The organism is Streptomyces sp. NPDC093510 (assembly GCF_040683555.1).
In the GTDB taxonomy this organism is placed as follows: Bacteria; Actinomycetota; Actinomycetes; order Streptomycetales; family Streptomycetaceae; genus Streptomyces.
The window spans coordinates 58,586-76,278 of sequence record NZ_JBFBEE010000002.1 but is presented as its reverse complement, the minus strand read 5'-3'; the positions used below and the strand labels follow the sequence as shown (position 1 = coordinate 76,278).

The 17,693-nt window shown below is 70.6% G+C and carries 20 protein-coding genes; 8 read left to right on the top strand and 12 right to left on the bottom strand.

All coding sequences use genetic code 11. From position 1 onward, the window contains the following. Positions 1-367 precede the first annotated feature (367 nt). Complete coding sequence (locus AB0N81_RS02620) at positions 368-1,480, top strand: PHB depolymerase family esterase (protein WP_365354976.1); 1,113 nt, start codon at positions 368-370, stop codon at positions 1,478-1,480. A gap of 20 nt (positions 1,481-1,500) precedes the next feature. Here AB0N81_RS02620 and AB0N81_RS02615 read toward each other — a convergent pair whose 3' ends face one another. After that, on the bottom strand, positions 1,501-2,493 hold the full coding sequence (locus AB0N81_RS02615) for a helix-turn-helix domain-containing protein (protein WP_365354974.1): 993 nt from the start codon (positions 2,491-2,493) through the stop codon (positions 1,501-1,503). A 110-nt stretch (positions 2,494-2,603) separates the two neighbouring features. Here AB0N81_RS02615 and AB0N81_RS02610 point away from each other — a divergent pair, with 110 nt between their 5' ends. Together AB0N81_RS02610 and AB0N81_RS02605 are read left to right on the top strand one after the other, a co-directional pair. Further along, positions 2,604-3,551 carry an NAD(P)-binding domain-containing protein gene (locus AB0N81_RS02610; RefSeq protein ID WP_365354972.1) on the top strand — a complete coding sequence of 316 codons (948 nt, stop codon included), beginning with the start codon at positions 2,604-2,606 and terminating at the stop codon, positions 3,549-3,551. Between the two features lie 86 nt (positions 3,552-3,637). Further along, entirely contained in the window at positions 3,638-5,113 is a 1,476-nt protein-coding gene (locus AB0N81_RS02605) for a penicillin-binding protein 2 (protein WP_365354970.1), read from the top strand. 53 nt (positions 5,114-5,166) lie between these two features. On the opposite strand, the gene AB0N81_RS02600 is transcribed toward AB0N81_RS02605, so the two are convergent. Beyond that, positions 5,167-7,218, bottom strand: a complete 2,052-nt coding sequence (locus AB0N81_RS02600) for an AAA family ATPase (protein ID WP_365354968.1) — start codon at positions 7,216-7,218, stop codon at positions 5,167-5,169. A 72-nt stretch (positions 7,219-7,290) separates the two neighbouring features. Between AB0N81_RS02600 and AB0N81_RS02595 the strand changes: the two genes are divergently transcribed. Beyond that, a complete protein-coding gene (locus tag AB0N81_RS02595; protein ID WP_365354966.1) occupies positions 7,291-7,938 on the top strand; it encodes a TetR/AcrR family transcriptional regulator in 648 nt (215 codons plus the stop codon). A gap of 34 nt (positions 7,939-7,972) precedes the next feature. Here AB0N81_RS02595 and AB0N81_RS02590 read toward each other — a convergent pair whose 3' ends face one another. From AB0N81_RS02590 to AB0N81_RS02580, 3 genes are all read right to left on the bottom strand, one after another. Then, on the bottom strand, positions 7,973-9,118 hold the full coding sequence (locus AB0N81_RS02590; protein WP_365354964.1) for an aminoglycoside phosphotransferase family protein: 1,146 nt from the start codon (positions 9,116-9,118) through the stop codon (positions 7,973-7,975). A 92-nt stretch (positions 9,119-9,210) separates the two neighbouring features. After that, the gene (locus AB0N81_RS02585; protein ID WP_365355645.1) at positions 9,211-9,915 is read right to left on the bottom strand and encodes an HAD family hydrolase; all 705 of its coding nucleotides are present in this window, start codon (positions 9,913-9,915) and stop codon (positions 9,211-9,213) included. Positions 9,916-9,978: 63 nt separating this feature from the next. Beyond that, complete coding sequence (locus AB0N81_RS02580; protein WP_365355643.1) at positions 9,979-10,887, bottom strand: winged helix-turn-helix domain-containing protein; 909 nt, start codon at positions 10,885-10,887, stop codon at positions 9,979-9,981. Positions 10,888-11,012: 125 nt separating this feature from the next. On the opposite strand from AB0N81_RS02580, the gene AB0N81_RS02575 reads away from it, so the two are divergent. Next, a complete protein-coding gene (locus tag AB0N81_RS02575; protein WP_365354961.1) occupies positions 11,013-11,201 on the top strand; it encodes a hypothetical protein in 189 nt (62 codons plus the stop codon). A gap of 10 nt (positions 11,202-11,211) precedes the next feature. Here AB0N81_RS02575 and AB0N81_RS02570 read toward each other — a convergent pair whose 3' ends face one another. Further along, positions 11,212-12,123, bottom strand: coding sequence for a GntR family transcriptional regulator (locus AB0N81_RS02570; protein ID WP_365354959.1), 912 nt, complete (start codon positions 12,121-12,123; stop codon positions 11,212-11,214). Positions 12,124-12,300: 177 nt separating this feature from the next. On the opposite strand from AB0N81_RS02570, the gene AB0N81_RS02565 reads away from it, so the two are divergent. Further along, a complete protein-coding gene (locus AB0N81_RS02565; protein WP_365354957.1) occupies positions 12,301-12,486 on the top strand; it encodes a hypothetical protein in 186 nt (61 codons plus the stop codon). Positions 12,487-12,620: 134 nt separating this feature from the next. Here the strand turns inward: AB0N81_RS02565 and AB0N81_RS02560 are convergent, their stop codons facing one another. Continuing rightward, on the bottom strand, positions 12,621-13,229 hold the full coding sequence (locus AB0N81_RS02560; RefSeq protein WP_365354955.1) for an ABC transporter substrate-binding protein: 609 nt from the start codon (positions 13,227-13,229) through the stop codon (positions 12,621-12,623). A 162-nt stretch (positions 13,230-13,391) separates the two neighbouring features. On the opposite strand from AB0N81_RS02560, the gene dtd reads away from it, so the two are divergent. After that, positions 13,392-13,829: a D-aminoacyl-tRNA deacylase gene (dtd, locus tag AB0N81_RS02555; protein WP_365354953.1), complete on the top strand. Its 438-nt coding sequence runs from the start codon at positions 13,392-13,394 to the stop codon at positions 13,827-13,829. A gap of 15 nt (positions 13,830-13,844) precedes the next feature. Here the strand turns inward: dtd and AB0N81_RS02550 are convergent, their stop codons facing one another. From AB0N81_RS02550 to AB0N81_RS02540, 3 genes are read right to left on the bottom strand one after another with little or no spacing between them, the layout of a single operon-like run. Beyond that, positions 13,845-14,810 (bottom strand): folate-binding protein, encoded by a 966-nt coding sequence (locus AB0N81_RS02550; protein ID WP_365354952.1) that lies wholly within the window; start codon positions 14,808-14,810, stop codon positions 13,845-13,847. A 34-nt stretch (positions 14,811-14,844) separates the two neighbouring features. Beyond that, a complete protein-coding gene (locus tag AB0N81_RS02545) occupies positions 14,845-15,285 on the bottom strand; it encodes a transcriptional repressor (protein ID WP_365354950.1) in 441 nt (146 codons plus the stop codon). A 16-nt stretch (positions 15,286-15,301) separates the two neighbouring features. Then, positions 15,302-15,874, bottom strand: coding sequence for an FABP family protein (locus AB0N81_RS02540; RefSeq protein ID WP_365354948.1), 573 nt, complete (start codon positions 15,872-15,874; stop codon positions 15,302-15,304). 249 nt (positions 15,875-16,123) lie between these two features. On the opposite strand from AB0N81_RS02540, the gene AB0N81_RS02535 reads away from it, so the two are divergent. Further along, on the top strand, positions 16,124-16,381 hold the full coding sequence (locus tag AB0N81_RS02535; RefSeq protein ID WP_365354946.1) for a DUF3099 domain-containing protein: 258 nt from the start codon (positions 16,124-16,126) through the stop codon (positions 16,379-16,381). A 107-nt stretch (positions 16,382-16,488) separates the two neighbouring features. Here the strand turns inward: AB0N81_RS02535 and AB0N81_RS02530 are convergent, their stop codons facing one another. Both AB0N81_RS02530 and AB0N81_RS02525 read right to left on the bottom strand, forming a co-directional pair. Next, a complete protein-coding gene (locus tag AB0N81_RS02530) occupies positions 16,489-16,776 on the bottom strand; it encodes a DUF1416 domain-containing protein (protein WP_030784848.1) in 288 nt (95 codons plus the stop codon). Between the two features lie 35 nt (positions 16,777-16,811). Continuing rightward, positions 16,812-17,657, bottom strand: coding sequence for a sulfurtransferase (locus tag AB0N81_RS02525; RefSeq protein WP_365354944.1), 846 nt, complete (start codon positions 17,655-17,657; stop codon positions 16,812-16,814). Positions 17,658-17,693: the final 36 nt, after the last annotated feature.

The window sequence follows — 17,693 nt, the reverse complement described above, 5'->3', positions numbered from 1 at the left end:
GTCATCGTGTGCTCCCTGTCGCGTGTGCGCGCCGCGTCGTTCCGTCGGCCGCTGAACAGGAACGACTGTGCTCCGAGCCGCTTCGGGAAGCCTGACGGTCCGCTGACGGACACGGGAACGGAAGCGGGAACGGGAACGGGCACAGGAACGGGCACAGGCACAGGCACAGGCACAGGAACGGAAGCGGGCACGGCTTTCCCGCGCCTGCGGGCACCCTCCCCGGCCACCCACCCCGCCCCGCCCCGCCCCGCGCTCCCGTGGCGCCGCCCCACACCCCCCGCCCCCACGGAGTGGCCCCCGCCCACCTCGCCGCCCCCGCCCCGAGCCTCCAGGATGACGGCTTCCACCCCCTCCCCCGGAGGCACTCATGACGACGTACCGGACGACGTACTGCACGACGTACAGGACGACGTACTGGACGACGTACAGAAAGACGCCCCGGCCGCCCCGGCCACTCCGCACCCTTCTCACCGTGGCCTCCGCCGCCTTCGCCCTCGTGCTCGGCGGCACGACCGTCGCCACGGCCGCCGTCCCCGCTCCCACCCCCGGTGAACTGCGCCCGCACACGATCGAGGCGGCGTACGTGTCCGGCGTCTCGTCCGGCGGATATCTCGCCGACCAGCTGCACGTCGCGCACTCCGCCCTCTTCGAGGGTGCCGGGATCTTCAGCGCCGGCGCCTACGACTGCGCCCAGGGCAGCGTCAACACCGCCCTCTACGCCTGCATGGGCACGTTCATGCCGCGCAGGACCCCGGCGCAGCTGGAGCAGTCGACCAGGGAGCGCGCGGCGGCCGGCCGTGTCGACCCGGTGGCGAACCTGTCCGGCGACCCGGTCTGGCTGTACCACGGCGGCAACGACCGGACCGTCGACCGCCCGGTCAACGACGATCTGGCCGCCTACCACCGGGACTTCGGCGCGGACGTCGCGTACGACACGTCCTCGGCGGCGGGCCACGCCTGGGTCTCCCCGCTCGGCAAGGTGTCCTGCACGAGCACCGCCTCGCCCTACGTGAACAATTGCGGCACCGATCCCCAACGCGCCATGCTCACGCACCTCTTCGGCGCCCCGGTGAACCCCGCCACCACCGCGCCGCTCGACGGCACCCTCGTCCGCTTCGACCAGAACCGCCACGTTCCGGGTGGCAGCGCGGCCGCGGTCAGCATGGGCAGGGACGGCTTCGCGTACGTCCCGAAGGCGTGCGCTGCCGGGTCCGGCGGCCCGTGCCGCCTGATGGTCGCGCTGCACGGCTGCCAGCAGACGTACGGCCAGATCGGCGACACGTTCATGGGCCAGGCCCATCTGAACGAGTACGCCGACACCAACCGCATGATCGTCCTGTACCCGCAGGCCACCACCTCCCTCGACAATCCGCGCGGCTGCTGGAACTGGTGGGGCTACGGCGGCGACACCAAGTACGCGGAGAAGGGCGGCAGGCAGATCACCGCGATCACGAACATGGTCAGGCAGCTCGGCGGGTGATCAAGCGGCCGGGCGGGTGATCAGGCGGCCGGGCGGGCGAAGAAGGAGCGCCGGTAGTCGCCGGGTGACACCCCGACCTGCTTGAGGAAGTGGTGGCGGAGGTTGTTCGCCGTGCCGAGGCCGCTCAGCTCGCCCACCTTCTCGACCGGCAGGTCCGTGGTCTCCAGGAGGCTCTGGGCGCGTGCGAGGCGCTGGTTGAGCAGCCACTGGAGCGGCGTCGTGCCGGTGGCCGCCTGGAGGCGGCGGTAGAAGGTGCGGGGGCTCATCGCCGCCCGCCGCGCCAGGTCGTCGACGGTCAGGGGTCGGTCCAGGTGCGCGCGGGCCCACTCCAGGACGGGGCCGAGGCCCTCGTCGTCCGTCTCCGGCACGGACAGGTCGATGAACTGGGCCTGTCCGCCCGGCCGGTGGGCGGGCACGACCATGCGCCGTGCCAGCTGGTTGGCGACGTGCGCCCCGAGGTCGCGGCGGACCAGGTGGAGGCAGAGGTCGAGCCCGGCGGTGAGGCCCGCGCTGGTCAGGACGTCGCCGTCGTCCACGTAGAGGACGGAGTCGTCGACGGTCACCTTCGGGTGGCGGGCCGCCAGTTGGGCGGTGTGCATCCAGTGGGCGGTGGCCCTGCGGCCGTCGAGGATGCCCGCATCGGCGAGCGCGAAGGCGCCGGTGCAGAGGGAGACCATGCGGGCGCCGCCCGCGTGGGCCGCGCGCAGGGCGTCGCAGAGCCCGTCCGGCATCGGCTCGCCCTCCTCGACGCAGGCGTCGGGCACGGAGGTCACGATGACGGTGTCGGCACCCACGAGCCCTTCCAGCCCGTACGGGGTGCGGAGCGCGATGCCGAAGTCACCGCTCCCGGAGCCCGGTTCACGTGTCGCGCACAGCCGCAGGTCGTACCAGTGGTCGGCGAGGTCGGGCTGCGGCTTGCCGAACACCGTGATCGGGATGCTCAGTTCGTACAGGTCCCAGGACGGGATGCCGATCTCATCGGCCACGACGACCGCGACGGAACCAGCGCTCATGTCCGGAGCGTACGACGATCCGGGCCGTCCGCGGGGCCTGGCAGGAATTTGGTGACCGCCGTCACCACTGTCACTGTCGGGCCCGACGCCGTCCTGCGAGCGTGATCCCCATGAACGCACAGACCACAAGCACAAGCGCCGACGCCGGCGCCGGCACCACCCCCGCCCCCGCACCCAGCCCCGCCCCCGTGACCGTCATCGGTCTGGGCAACATGGGTTCCGCGCTCGCCGCCGCCCTCCGGGACCGCGGTCACCCCACCACCGTCTGGAACCGTTCCCCGGAGAAGGCGAAGCCGCTGGCCGACCGCGGTGCGCACGTGGCCTCGACCCCGGAGGAGGCCGTCGCCGCGAGCGGGCTCGTACTCGCCTGCGTACTCGACTACGACGCCCTGCACACCGTCCTCGACCCGCTGGCCGAAGCGGGCGGCCTGGCAGGGAAGTCCCTGGTCAACCTCACCTCCGGATCACCGGAGCAGGCCGACGCGATGGCCGCCTGGGCGGACGCGCACGGCGCGGGCTATCTCGACGGCGGCATCATGACGACCCCGCCGGGCGTCGGGAACCCCGAGATGATGTTCCTCTACAGCGGCTCGGAGGACGTGCTGGACGCCCACCGCCCCGTCCTCGCCGCGCTCGGCGACCCGCTCTACCTGGGCGCGCGGCCGGGCCTCGCCTCGCTGTACGACTCCGCGCTGCTCGGCCTGATGTGGGCGACGTTCACCGGCTGGCTGCACGGCACCGCCATGGTGACCGCCGACGGGCCCTCGGCCACGGAGTTCACCCGTGTCGCCCTGCGCTGGCTGACCGGCGCGGTCTCCGGGTTCATGACGACGTACGCGCCCCAGGTGGACGCCGGGCGCTATCCGGGGGACGACGCCACCGTCGACGTACAGATCGCGACGATCGACCACCTCGTCCACGCCGCGCGGGCGCGGGGCGTCGACGACACGCTGCCCGGACTCCTGAAGTCGACGATGGAGCGGGCGGCCGCCAAGGGCCACGGACAGGACAGCTACGCGAGCGTGATCGAGGTGCTGCGGAACCCTGTAGCGCGATAGTTACGCGTGTTCCACCCCCGTGCCGGGGCGCGAGAGGTCAGGATGGAACGGAAGGGTTCGATCACCGGCACCGGGGGAAGCCACCCATGAATCGTCCGCTGCGGCACATAGCCATCTTCTGCGGGATCCTCACGCTCGCCCTGCTGCTGCGGGCGACATGGGTGCAGTTCGCGGAGAACGACGACCTGGCCAACCACGACAAGAACCGCCGTGTGCAGATCGAGGCGTTCTCCCACCCCCGGGGCGACATCATCGTCGGCGGCAAGTCCATCACCGGCTCGACGAAGACGTCGGGCACCGACTTCGCGTACAAGCGGACCTTCAAGGAGGGCCCGATGTACGCGCCGGTGACGGGCTACTTCTCGCAGGCGCAGGGCGCCACCTTCCTGGAGGGCGTCCACAACGGCATCCTCAGCGGCAACGACGACCGGCTCTTCATCAAGCGCACCCTGGACATGCTGACCGGCAAGAAGCAGCAGGGCGGCGACGTCGTCACGACCATCGACGCCAAGGCGCAGAAGGCCGCGTACGACGGTCTGGTGAAGCTGAACGCCAAGGGTGCCGTCGTCGCCCTCGACCCCCGCACCGGCAAGGTGCTCGCCCTGGCCAGCACTCCTTCGTACGACCCCTCCGTCTTCGCGGGCATCTCGCAGGCGGAGGGCAAGAAGTTCAAGGAGCTCGAGAAGCGCAAGGACAAGCCGCTGAGCAACCGCGCGCTGCGCGAGATCTATCCGCCAGGCTCCACCTTCAAGATCCTCACCGCGGCCGCCGTCCTGGAGCACGGCACGGTGACGGACATCGACAAACCGACGGGCGCCGAGACCCCGTACAAGCTGCCCCTCAGCTCCACCCGCATCGGCAACGACGTGCCCGACGCCAACTGCGACAAGGTGTCGTTGAAGACGGGCATGCAGTGGTCCTGCAACAACGTCTTCCTCGACGTGGCGGACAAGCTCGGCAAGGACAAGATGCGCGAGACGGCGGAGAAGTTCGGGTTCAACAAAGAGCAGTTCGTGCCCGTGCGCGCGGTCGCCAGCAGCTATCCGAAGGAGCTCGACAAGCCGCAGACCGCGCTGACCGGCATGGGCCAGGGCAGCCTGACCAGCACCCCGATGCAGATGGCGATGGTCACCGCGGGCCTCGCCAACGACGGCCGGGTCATGAAGCCGTACATGGTCGAGGAGCTGCGCGGCCCGGACCTCTCGGCGATCGAGAAGGGCGAGCCGCACGAGCTGAACCAGGCCGTCTCGGAGAAGACCGCGAAGACGGTGCAGGAGATGATGGAGAACACCGTCGAGAACGGCACCGCGAACAAGGCGCGGATCGACGGCGTCACGGTCGGCGGCAAGACCGGCACGGCCCAGCACGGCGCGGACGTCAACGACGAGCGCCCGTACGCGTGGTTCGTCTCCTATGCCAAGAACAGCGAGGGCGAGTCGCCCGTCGCGGTCGCCGTCTTCGTCGACCCGTCCAACATGGACATCCCGCGCTCGGAGATCGCCGGCGGCAAGCTGGGGGCGCCGATCGCGAAGGCCGTCATGGAGGCGGTCCTGGACCGCTGACGCAGCGCCCGGCCGGTGGTGCGGTTCGGTGGTGCGGTTCGGTGGTGCTGTTCCTACGCCTCCCAGGGCAGCGGCCGGCTGTGCAGCACGTCGAGGCGGGAGACCGCCCTGGTCAGGACGACGTACAGCCGGTGCAGGCCGCGCGGTTCGGCGTCCGCGATGTCGGCGGGTTCGACGGCGACGACGTGGTCGTACTCCAGTCCCTTGGCGACCGACGCGGGCAGCACCGTCACCCGGGCGCCCGGCTCGTCGGGTCCCGCGGCCCCGACGCCCGCCGCGTCCAGGGCGGCGCGCACCCGCTCGACGCGACGGTCCGCGGCGATCACCCCGACGGACCCCTCCCGCCGGAGCGCGTCCCGCACCGCCCCGACGACGGCGACCTCCACCTCCGCCGAGTCCGCCACCTCCCGCACCCTCAACTCACCGTCGGCCCGCAGCGACCGGGCGGGCGGTACGTCCACGTCGAGCCGTCCGAGCAGCCGGTTGGCGAGCCCGACGACGGCGCGCGGCACGCGGAACCCGGTGGTCAGGGCCGTCACCTCGGCATCGGGCTTGCCGAGGTGCGCGAGCAGCTCGGGCCAGCCGCGGGCCGCCCAGGGGGTGGTGGCCTGCGCGAGATCGCCGAGGACGGTCAGCGAGCCGAAACCGGCGCGGCGCGCGATGGCCCTGCACTCCATGGGCGACAGGTCCTGGGCCTCGTCGACGACGATGTGCCCGTATCCCGCGGGCCGTTCGAGCAGACCCTCGATCTCGTCCAGCAGCACCAGGTCGGCGGCGCTCCACTTGGCGGACTTGTACGAGCGCGGGGGCCCGGCCCACAGGATCGCCCGCTGCTCCTCACCGTCGAGGACGCCGTCGGCCGCCGCGGCGAGCGCGCCGGCGTCACCGAGCAGACCGGCGAGCACCTCGTCGGCCCGGACCCGGGGCCAGGCGCCGTCCACGAAGGCGCTGACGGGCCGGGCCCTGCCGATCTTCTGCACCCAGGTGTTGTTCCGCGGCCCGGCCCGGCGCTCGGCCTGCTCCTGAAGGGCGCGGACGGCCCGGTTCCGCACGCGTTCCCGCCCGACGGCGTAGGGCGGCTCCTCGCCCCGCACGTCCTCGATGATCCGCTCCAATTCGCCGAGGGGCACCCGCCAGCGGTACGAACCGTCCGGCACCGCGAGGGGCTCCGTGGGCGGCACGACGCGGGAGTACAGGGCGCGGCGCAGCACCTCGGCCATCCGGGCGTCGTGCTTCACGAGGGCGGCGGGCCCGTCGTCGTGGGCGCGCACGGGGTGCCGCCCGATCTCGTCCTGGACGGTGGACTGCCGTACGCCGGTCTCGCCGAGTGAGGGCAGCACTTCGGCGATGTAGCGCAGGAAGGTGCGGTTGGGCCCGAGGATGAGGAGCCCGGAGCGCTGCACGCGCTGGGGGTGCGTATAGAGCAGGTACGCGGCGCGGTGCAGCCCGACGGCGGTCTTTCCCGTGCCGGGGGCGCCCTGCACACAGACGGAGCCGGCGAGTTCACCGCGTACGAGGTCGTCCTGCTCGGGCTGGATGGTGGCGGCGATGTCGCGCATGGGCCCGACGCGGGGCCGCTCGATCTCCCCGGCGAGGATGCGGCTCTCCTGTCGGCCGCTGCTCTCCCCCACGCCTTCTCCCAGGGGCTCGTCCTCCATCCCGGTGAGGTCGGCGGAGTCGCCCTTGCTGCCGGGTGCCCAGCCGAACCGGCGGCGGACGGCGACGCCCCGCGGGTCGCTGACCCCTGCCTGGTAGAAGGCGCGGGAGACGGGGGCGCGCCAGTCGACGACGAGGGGCGGGGCCGAGGGGTGCTCGGTGATGCGCAGCCGCCCGATGTAGTAGCGCTGCCCGCGGTGATCACCGGCGTCGCGGTCGGCGCCGAAGTCCAGCCGCCCGAAGAAGAGCGGCGCTTCGGGGAGCTCGCGCATGGCTTTGGCGAGGCTGCGGAACTGGTAGCCGAGCACTTCGGCATCGGCGCCGGACGCGGAGACGTCGGCTCCCGCGACCACTTGTTCCCCGGCGCCTTCGACCATGCCGGCGAGGGCGGCGCGGCAGGCGTCGTGGTAGCGGCGTTCCTGGGCGAGGGCATCGGAGACGGTCGTCATGGACAACAGGATAGAGGAAAACGTAACCGAGTTAAATTTCTAACCCCATCTCACTTCCGCTAGACTCGTCCCATGCCCAGCGACAGCACGAAGCCCGCCGCGCCAGGCCTGCGCGAACGCAAGAAGCAGCGCAGGTACGAGGCGATCTCCGAGACAGCGATCGCCCTCTTCCTGGAGCGGGGCTTCGAGAAGGTGTCCGTCGCGGAGGTGGCGGCGGCGGCCGAGGTCTCCAAGCCGACGCTGTTCCGCTACTTCCCCTCCAAGGAGGACCTGGTCCTCCACCGCTTCGCCGACCACGAGGACGAGGCGGCCCGCGTGGTCACCGCCCGTGGCGCGGCCACGGCGATCGACGCCCTGCACCACCACTTCCTCGACGGCCTGGAACACCACGACCCGGTCACCGGCCTCTGCGACGCCCCCGCCGTCCTGGCCTTCCACCGCCTCCTCTACGGCACCCCGTCCCTGGTGGCCCGCCTCCACGGCTACCAGGACCGCTCCGAACAGGCCCTGGCCGCGGCGCTCCTGGCCGCCCACGGCGGCAACCCCCTCGAAACCCGCCTCGCCGCCGCCCAGATCATCGCCGTCCAGCGCGTCCTCGCCGAGGAGAACTGGCGCCGCATCGCCTCGGGCGAGCCCGCGTCCGAGATCCACCCGTCCGCGATCACCTCCGCGAACAACGCGTACACCCAACTCCGCACCGGGCTGACGCGCTACGCGTGAGCGGACTCGGTAGAGCCCCTCCGCGGGACCGCGTTCAGCGGGCCCCGGGCAGCGCGCGCCCGAACGGACCCGCGTACCACTCGCGCAGAGCCTCCTCCGCGCGGTCCTCGTCGGGTACCGCGGTCAGCCTCAGGGGTTCGGCCGCCCGCCGCACCGCCCGGCAGACCCGGACGGCCGCGCCCGCGAAGTCGGCGCGGTCCGGCTCGTCCGGCAGCACGGTGAGATCGAGCGCGGCCCGCATCACGTCGGGGAAGACGGACTGGGCGTACTCGAAGTCCAGGTAGACGGGCAGGTCAGTGGTCATTCCTGCCGTCATGTCGACATGGCCCGCACGGCACATCGCGTCCTCCCACAGCTCCTTCATCCGGATCTGCTCGTCCTTCTCGTAGTCCATGCGTACGAGATGGGTCGCGAGGTCGTGCAGGGGGTCGCCGTACATGGCCAGCTCCCAGTCGATCACCGCCAGCTGCTTGCGGTCGACGACGACGTTGGCGCGGTGGACGTCGGTGTGCAGGAGGCAGAAGGGGCGGGGAGTCAGCCGCGGGCGGTCCGGGTCGTCGCGGAAGGCCGCCATGGCGTCGGGGCGGACACCCACGGCCGAGAAGAGGCGGTCGAACCGCGCGCGGTTCGGTCCGTGGACCCGGTCCTCGGTGAAGCCGATCAGCCAGTGCAGGAACTCCTGGCTCTGCCCGGACTCCGGCCAGCCGTCGGGCCTCGGCGGCAGTTCCTCGTCCGGCACCGCCGCCGTCCTGGCGAAGAACTCGGCGAAGGAACGCATCATCGGCTCCCCGATGGGCCCCTCGGGCTGCACTTCGGAGAGCGCCCGCCCCGCCCGGTAGGAGTGCAGCGACCAGTCGCCGAAGTCCCGCAGGCAGCGCGGGACTTCCTTCAGGTGCCTGCTCACCACGGCGAGAAGCTCCGGCTCGCTCCGCCAGATGCGCGGCACCACCTCCACGGCCTCGCGTGGCATCCGGCACTTGACCCGGGCCCGGAAGGGCATCGTGTGCAGCAGCAGGGCGAGGGACCAGCCGAGCGGCACGACGTAGTTGATGTTGTGGTGACCGGCCACGACCTGGCGGTCCGGGTGATCCCGGTGCGCGTCGGCGAGGCGTCGGATCCACGACTCGCGGCGACCGCTCTTCGGCGCCTCGTGGGGGGTGCGAGGCGGAGGTGACGGCATGAGCGCAGAGGTTATCCCGTGCACCGAACCGTTCCTGCCACTTGCCACATAGTGGACTTCGGCGTGGCGCCCAACTGCCCCTGCCGGCCTCTTTACGGCGCCCTCGTGTCCCCTGCGGCGTATACGACCTCGGAGAGCAGTTCGAGGGAGTCGACCAGGTGTTCCGCGCCGGCCTCGCGCAGCAGTCCCGCCTTGCGCTCGTTCCGCGCGAAGCCGAGGAAGCGCACGCCCGCCCGCCGCGCCGCCACGCAGTCCGAGGGCGCGTCGCCGATCATGAGAGTGGCGGCCGGGTCCGCGCCCATGGCGGTCAGGGCCCGGTTCACGCAGTGCGGGTCGGGCTTGAGCAGGCGGAGGTTCTGGGTGCGGCCGTAGATGTGGGGCGCGAAGCACTGCAGGAGGTCGCGCGTTCCGAGGTAACTCTCGACCGGCCACGGCGCGTTGTTGGTCGTCACGGCGAGCCGGACGCCCACCGCCGTCCACGTGCGGATCAACTTGTCCGCGTACGCGGTGGGCCAGGCGGAGGCCACGGCGTTCAGCTCCTGCCGGGTGAGCCACTCCTCCAGCTCGTCGACCAGGTCGCTCCGGGGGTGGCGCCGGTCCACGGCACGCAGCACGACGTACGGGTCGGCCAGCTGCCGCTCGTCGTCGGTGAGGAGGCCGTGCAGCCCTCTCTCCTCCAGCCACAGGACCAGGTCCTTGGCCACCCGCTCGGCCGAGTGGCCGGCGAAGAGGCGGCAGATGGGTCCGTCGAAGTCGAAGAGCACGAAGCGGACAGGGCCGGTCAGACCGCGGAGCATTCCGATCTCTCTGTCGCCCGTCTCGGACCAGGTCGCGTCAGGTTGCGTCGATTCAGGAGTCACCTAAGAGAGTGTCAGGTCAGTCGTGATGGTTGCCCAGAGTGCGTCGAACCACTTCTGCGACTCTTCGACGAACATCGCGTCACGCGATGCCGCCACGGCCTTGTCGAAGGAGAAGACGGGCGCCTTGATACCCCCCACGTCATAGAGGTGCACCACCTCGCTCTCGCCGCCGTCCGCCGCGTCCAGCTCCAGCTTCTGCTGGTGGGGCGAGTAGAAGGCGAACAGGGCCTCGCTCCCGTTCAGCAGGTAGATCTTGACCGGCGTGGTGAACGGCAGCGCGCGGAACGTCACGTGGACGTCGATGCCGTGCGAGGAGCGCAGGGCGCGGAGGTTGTGCCGCAGCACCTGGCCCTGGGTGTTGCGCTGGGCGAGCCAGCGCCGGTGCAGCCGCTGCCGGTTCTCCGCGTCGGTCTCGACCGGCACCGGAAAAGCCAACTTGATGTCGCTGCTCGGCAGCAGGATGCGTACGTCGATCGACTCCGGCCGGATGCGGCCCTCGTGGATCAGCCGGACCGGCTCGCCGAGCGCGACCATCAGCGTCTCGGCGGTGTAGGAGACGACGTCGATCCGGACGTGGGGCTCCGCGAACGCCTCCGCCAGCCGCGGCGCCAACGCCACCATCGAAGGCTGCGGCTCCCTGCTCGCCGGAGCGGGTCCCGCGTCGGCCACCCGGGGCGGGCTTCCCTTGCTGACGTTGGACAGGAGACCCTCGCCCTGGAGCAGCTTCAGCGCCTGGCGCACCGTGCCGCGTTCCACGCCGAACTCGCCGGCCAGCTCGGCCTGGGTCGGCAGGCGTTCTCCCGCTTTGAGGTCGCCCGCCCGGATGCGGTCGCGGAGGGTGTCGGCGATGTCCTGAGGTGTGAGTCTTCTGCTGCCGTTCACTGCAACGTTCTCCTGGGTCACGACCAGACGATACAACTGACCGCCATCTCTGGGGAGTTGATGGGAAGTTGTTTATGGAGTCATGCCAAGTGGGGACAACCTAAGCAGAGTTGGTTGCCAACTCACCCAAGATGGCAGAAGGAGGAACCACCATGCCGGCCATTGCCCTCCTCGCAGCCGTGATCGCTGTCACCGTCGAGCAGCTCGTGCAGTGGAAGTACGGCCCGATGGGCATCATCGGTCTCCTTCTGCTGACCGTGGGCGTCAAGGCACGGAACCCCACGTGCAGCTCCATCGGCGCCGTCGTCCTCGCCCTGATGGTGACGGGTCCCGCCGGCTGAGGAGCCCGGCCTAGCCCGCCGCCAGCTCCAGGTCCCGGCTGATCGTGTTCCAGAGGGCGTTGAACCACAGATGGGACTGCTCCACGAACGTCGTGTCCCGCAGCCCGTCACCCTCCTTGAACGGGAAGAGCATCGACTGCGTTCCCTGCGCGTCGTACATCTCCAGGGACTCCTCGCCGATCTCCTCGTCCCGCTTGGCGAGCGTGTAGTACGCGAAGAGCGCCTCCGAGCCGTTGATCAGGTACAGCTTCACCGGCGGCGTGAACGGCAGCGCGCGGAACTGCACCGATACGTCGATGCCGTGCGAGGACCGCAGCGCCAGGAGGTTGTGGCGCAGCACCTGCCCCTGCGCGTTGCGCTGGTCGAGCCAGCGCCGGTGGACCTGACCGCCCTCGTCGTCCCCTCCGTCGACCGGCGCCGGGAAGGCGAGGTCGATGTCGCGGCTCGGCAGCAGCACCCGGACGTCGACCTTGGCCGGTTTCCGCCGCCCGGCGTGGATCTGCCGCAGCGGTTCGCCGATGGCCATGGTGAGGGAGATGGACGTGAGGCAGAGCGCGTCTATCTCCACGTGCGGCACGTCGAAGGCGGCCGCGATGCGCGGGGCGAGGCCGACCATCGTGGGCTGCGGCCGTGTCTCGCCGGGATCGGCCGCGGCACGCTCCGAAGCCTCCGCGACGGTGGCGGGGCTCCCCTTGGACACATTGGACAGCAGATGCTCACGGTGCAGGACGCGCAGCGCCTCGCGCACCGCGCCGCGCTCCACACCGAACTCGTCCGCCAGCTCGGCCTGCGTCGGCATGCGCTGCCCCGGCCGCAGCGCCCCGGACCTGATCCGGTCGCGCAGCACGTCGGCAACCTCGCGATGGGACCGCTGCGATCGCTTGCGCCCGTTGACGGAGGCAGGTTCGGTGCTCACAACCAAACAGTACAACTTCGCGCCATCTTAGGGGAGTTGCGGGAAAGGTGGTTATGAGTCGACTCCTAGCGGAGATAAGTCAGTTGAAGTTGGTAGCCAACTTCGGCGACATGGTCCGACCCTCCCGGGGTTGGCCACCAGCTGAACGGGGTTCGCCGCCCCGATCCCGAAGGAGGGAACGTCATGCCGCTCATCGCCCTCGTCGTCGCCGCCCTCGTCATCGGTTTCGAGCAACTCGTCCAGTGGAAGTACGGACCGCTCGGCATCGTCGCCTTCGTCCTGCTGACCATCGGCATCAAGGCGAAGAACGTGAAGCTCAGCGGCGTCGGAGCCGGACTCCTCGTCCTGCTCCTCGCCCAGTCGGGCTGAGGCGCCGCACAGACCCGGCAGACCGGGCTCCCATCCGGAGGGGAGCCGGGAGTCCGGCCAGCCGTCATGGGGCTGAGCCCCGGCCCACCGCTACGGACGGGCCGGGGCTCAGACGTGTCCCACCACAGCGGACGTCACGCCAGCAGGTCGTCGACCTGCGCCTCCCCCACCCGGTACCGCCGCGCGATCTCCGCGCTGCACTCGTCCGTCGTCCGCTGCAGCCGCTGCCGGCGCCGGGACACCTGCTGCTCGTACCGCACGAGGCGGCCCATGGCCGTGTGCAGCTCGTCGTCCGTGCGCGCCGCCAGGTCGGACAGCTCGACCTCCGCGAGCATCTCCGTGGCCAGGAGGCGGTACTCCTCGCCGTGCGGCGTGCCGAGCGTGACGTGCCGGGCGGAGGAGCGGTGACGGGCCGGGGCGTCCCTGAGGATGTCCGCCAGCCGGTCCATGACCGTCGCCTCCGGCTCCGGCGTCTGCGGATGCGGTTCCCTGCGGCGCGCGAGCTCGGCCCGCAGGATGTCGATCCGCCCCTGGAGGAGCCGCCGCACATAGCTGAGGTCGGCCTCGTCCTGCTGCGCCGCCCTGCGCAGTTCACGGAGCTCCGGCAGGCGCAGCCCGCCCAGGTCGTGCTCGGGCACGTCGGTCAGCAGCCGGCCGCCGGTGCGCTGCGTGGGCGGCCTCGGAACCTGTGTGCGCCGCAGTGAGATGCGGCCGGGCGACTGCCCGGTACTTGGTGTGCTCATCTGCCTCTACCCGTCCCCTCGACCGGCCGACGCGGTGCACCGCGTGTGAAGCATGGTGCCACCCCGAGTGGCCGCTATGTGAGCGAGTGCCCGGAATCGGCCCCAGATGGGGGGATCGGGGACATGTCCCGGGCGCCGCCCCCGGCACGGCATGATGGCCGTATGCGAGCAGTGGTGCAGAGGGTCGACGGCGCGAGCGTCGTGGTCGAGGGCGAGAACGGCCCCGAGACGGTGGGCGAGATCGACGGCGAGGGCCTGTGCGTCCTCGTCGGCGTCACGCACGACGACACCAAGGAGAAGGCGGACCGGCTCGCCCGGAAACTCTGGTCGCTGCGCATGCTGTCCGACGAGAGGTCGTGCAGCGACATCGACGCCCCGCTCCTGGTCATCAGCCAGTTCACGCTCTACGGAGACGCGCGTAAGGGCCGCCGCCCCACGTGGAACGCGGCGGCCCCCGGCGAGGTCGCCGAGCCCCTGGTCGAGGAGGTCGTCTCACGGCTCCGCGCCCTGGGGGCGACGGTGGCGACGGGCCGCTTCGGCGCGCAGATGCGGGTGGGCCTGACGAACGACGGCCCGTTCACCGTGCTCCTGGAGATGTGACCGCGGGGGCTCCCCCTACGGCTCGACCACGACCTCCTGCGCGGCGGCCGTGTCACCGGCCACCAGCCCCGCGTCCAGCGGCACGTTCCGCTTGACCAGCGCGAGGGCGATCGGGCCCAACTCGTGGTGGCGTACGGCCGTCGTGATGAACCCGAGCTTGCGCCCATCGGCCCCTTCACTGGCAAGGTGCAGCGACGTACCCGGCACCGGGAGGTGCACCTCGCTGCCGTCCAGGTGCAGGAAGACCAGGCGGCGCGGGGGCTTCCCCAGGTTCTGGACGCGGGCGACCGTCTCCTGGCCGCGGTAGCAGCCCTTCTCCAGGTGCACGGCTGAGCCGATCCAGCCCAGCTCGTGCGGGATGGTGCGGTGGTCCGTCTCGAAGCCGAGGCGCGGCCGGTGGGCCTCCACCCGCAGCGCCTCGTACGCGAGGAGGCCGGCCGCGGGGCCGTGGGACGCGGCGAACGTCTCCAGATCCGTGCGCGGCAGGAACAGATCGCGGCCGTACGCGGTCTCGCGGACGGCGGCGCCTTCCGGGACCGCGGCGATGGAACCGGCGGGCAGGTGGACGACGGCGAACTCGTCGGTGCGGTCGGCGACTTCGACGCGGTAGAAGAACTTCATGCTCTCCAGGTACGCGATGAGCGCGTCCTGGGTGCCGGGCTCGACGTGCGCCCAGGTGGTCTCGCCGTCGTCGACGAGGGAGAGGTGGTGTTCGATGTGGCCGTTGGCGGAGAGGATCAGCGCTTCGGTGGCCCGGCCCGCCGGGAGCTCGCTGACGTGCTGGGTGATCAGCAGGTGCAGCCAGCTCAGCCGGTCGGAGCCGGTGACGGTGACCACCCCGCGGTGCGAGAGGTCGACGAAGCCGGTGCCGTCGGCGAGGGCGCGCTGCTCACGGAACAGTTCGCCGTAGTGGGCGGCGACGCCTTCGTCCACGCCCTCGGCGGGAACGGCGCCGGGCAGGGACAACAGGGGGCTCTTCATGTTCACAAAGACTACGACCAGTGGGGCGCCGCTTTTATTTCTGGTCGGGGGTCGCCTTCCGGCACTTCGCGCACTGGCCGAAGATCGCGAAGTGCTTGAGGTCGGTGTCGAAGCCGAAGGTGTCCCGCAGCTTGGCGGTGAACTCCGCCGCGATGTCCGTGTCCGCCTCGATGACGTCCGTGCAGTCCCGGCAGACGAGGTGGATGTGGTGGTGGCGGTCCGCGAGGTGGTACGTCGGCGCGCCGTGGCCGAGGTGGGCGTGGCTGACCAGGCCCAGCTCCTCCAGGAGCTCCAGGGTGCGGTAGACCGTGGAGATGTTGACCCCCGACGCCGTCTTGCGCACTTCGCAGAGGATGTCGTCGGGGGTCGCGTGTTCCAGGGTGTCGACGGCTTCGAGGACCAGCTGTCGCTGCGGCGTCAGCCGGTAGCCGCGCTGACGCAGGTCGCTCTTCCAGTCGGAATCGGTGCTCGCCACACCGTGAAGTCTAGGTCTACTTGAAGAAAGCGATGCCGTCGTCGGGCAGATCACCGAGGTTGCGGGCCATGTCGGCGACCTCTTCGGGGGTGACGACCTTCTTCAGCTGGGCCGACATGTAGGGCCGCAGCGGGACCTCGGGGGTCTGCTTCTCGCCGACCCACATGAGGTCGCCCTTCACATAGCCGTAGAGGCGCTTGCCGCCGGTGTAGGGGCCGGAGGCGGCGGTGCGCGCGACGGCGTCCGTGGCCAGGTCGATCTGCGGCTTCTTGTCGGCCAGCTCGCCGTACCAGACCTCGACGACGCCGTCGTCGCGGACCATCACGACCTCGACCTTGCGGTCCTTGTCGATGCGCCAGAAGCCGGACTCGGTCTCCAGCGGCTTCACCTTGTTGCCCTCGGCGTCCAGCACCCAGGTGTACGAGCGGTACTCGATGAAGTCCCGGCCGTCATGGGTGAAGGAGACCTCCTGGCCGAAGTTCGCCTTCTCGGCGCCGGGGAAGTCGGTGACGCCCGCGCCCGCCCAGTTGCCGAGGAGCCAGGCGAGGGGGACGAGGTCGGGGTTCAGGTCGGACGGAATCTCGATCATGGGAAGCTCAGGCGATCTGTGGAGGTGGAGGCGGGGGAGGTCAGCGCTGGCCCTGGTACAGCTTCTTCACGGTCAGCCCGGCGAAGGCGAGAACGCCGACGCAGACAAGAACCAGCAGGGCGGAGAAGAAGGCCTCAAGCACGGGGTGCTCCTCGGTGAGCGGTCGGGGCAGGTATCAGAGCCGGTCCCACTGTAGTCGGGCGGCGCCCGTCCCTCTCTGTGAGGTCCCTCGGGACGTACGCTGGGTGTATGTACGCGCGAAGGCGCCATGTGTACTTCGCCATGATGGGGACCTGCGTCGGGCTGTTCGTCCTGGCCTGGGGTGTCGTGCGGCTGTGGTCGGTCCCCGTGGCCGTGGGGATGTGCGTCGTGGCGATGGTGATTCCGCCGCTGGCCGCGATCACGGCGAACCGGCGAGGCCCCGAGGACCGCTGGTGGGACGATCCCAGCGGGGACGCGAAGTCCGACGAGTGGTGGGACGAGCTGGACGGCAGACGCAAGGGATAGCCGGCACAGGAGGCAGCCGAAGGGCCGCACCCCGTTCCAGTGGCGTCCAACCCCCTGGGGTGCGGCCCTTCAGCCGTTCTCGGCGCGGTGTGCGGACCGCGAGGCGATCAGACCGCGATCGCGACCTCCGCGAGACCGCCCGTCTGGGCGACGACCGTACGGTCCGCCGTGCCGCCGGGGATCAGCGCCCGGACGGTCCACGTGCCCTCGGCGGCGTAGAAGCGGAACTGTCCGGTGGCCGAGGTGGGGACCTCGGCGGTGAACTCGCCGGTCGAGTCGAGCAGGCGCACGTAACCGGTGACGGGCTCGCCGTCGCGGGTCACCTGGCCCTGGATCGTCGTCTCACCGGGCTTGATCGTCGAAGCGTCGGGGCCGCCGGCCTTTGCTCCACACATGTGTACTCCTGAGGGGAAGGGAAGGTCGGGAGGGATTACTTGTTGGCGCCGAGCTCGATCGGCACGCCGACGAGCGAGCCGTACTCGGTCCAGGAGCCGTCGTAGTTCTTGACGTTGGTCTGGCCGAGCAGCTCGTGCAGGACGAACCAGGTCAGGGCCGAACGCTCACCGATGCGGCAGTAGGCGATCGTGTCCTTCGCCAGGTCGACCTGCTCGTCCTCGTAGAGCGCCTTCAGCTCGTCGTCGGACTTGAAGGTGCCGTCGTCGTTGGCGTTCTTCGACCACGGGATGTTGCGGGCGCTCGGCACGTGGCCGGGGCGCTGCGACTGCTCCTGCGGGAGGTGGGCCGGGGCGAGCAGCTTGCCGCTGAACTCGTCGGGCGAGCGCACGTCGACCAGGTTCTGCGAGCCGATCGCCTTGACGACGTCGTCGCGGAAGGCGCGGATCGAGGTGTCCTGGGCCTTGGCCTTGTACTCGGTGGCGGGGCGGCTGGGGACCTCGGCGCCGTCGACCAGGTCGCGGGAGTCGAGCTCCCACTTCTTGCGGCCGCCGTCGAGGAGCTTCACGTCCTGGTGGCCGTAGAGCTTGAAGTACCAGAAGGCGTACGACGCGAACCAGTTGTTGTTGCCGCCGTAGAGGACGACGGTGGAGTCGTTCGCGATGCCCTTCTTCGAGAGGAGCTTCTCGAAGCCCTCCTGGTCGATGAAGTCGCGGCGGACCGGGTCCTGGAGGTCCTTGGTCCAGTCGATGCGGATCGCGTTCTTGATGTGGTTCTTGTCGTACGCGGAGGTGTCCTCGTCGACCTCGACGATGACGACCTTCGGGTCGTCGATGTGGGCCTCGACCCAGTCGGCGTCTACCAGGACGTCGCTGCGGCTCATGCTTTTCTCCTCCGGGGCAGTTGCGGCGGTGCATAG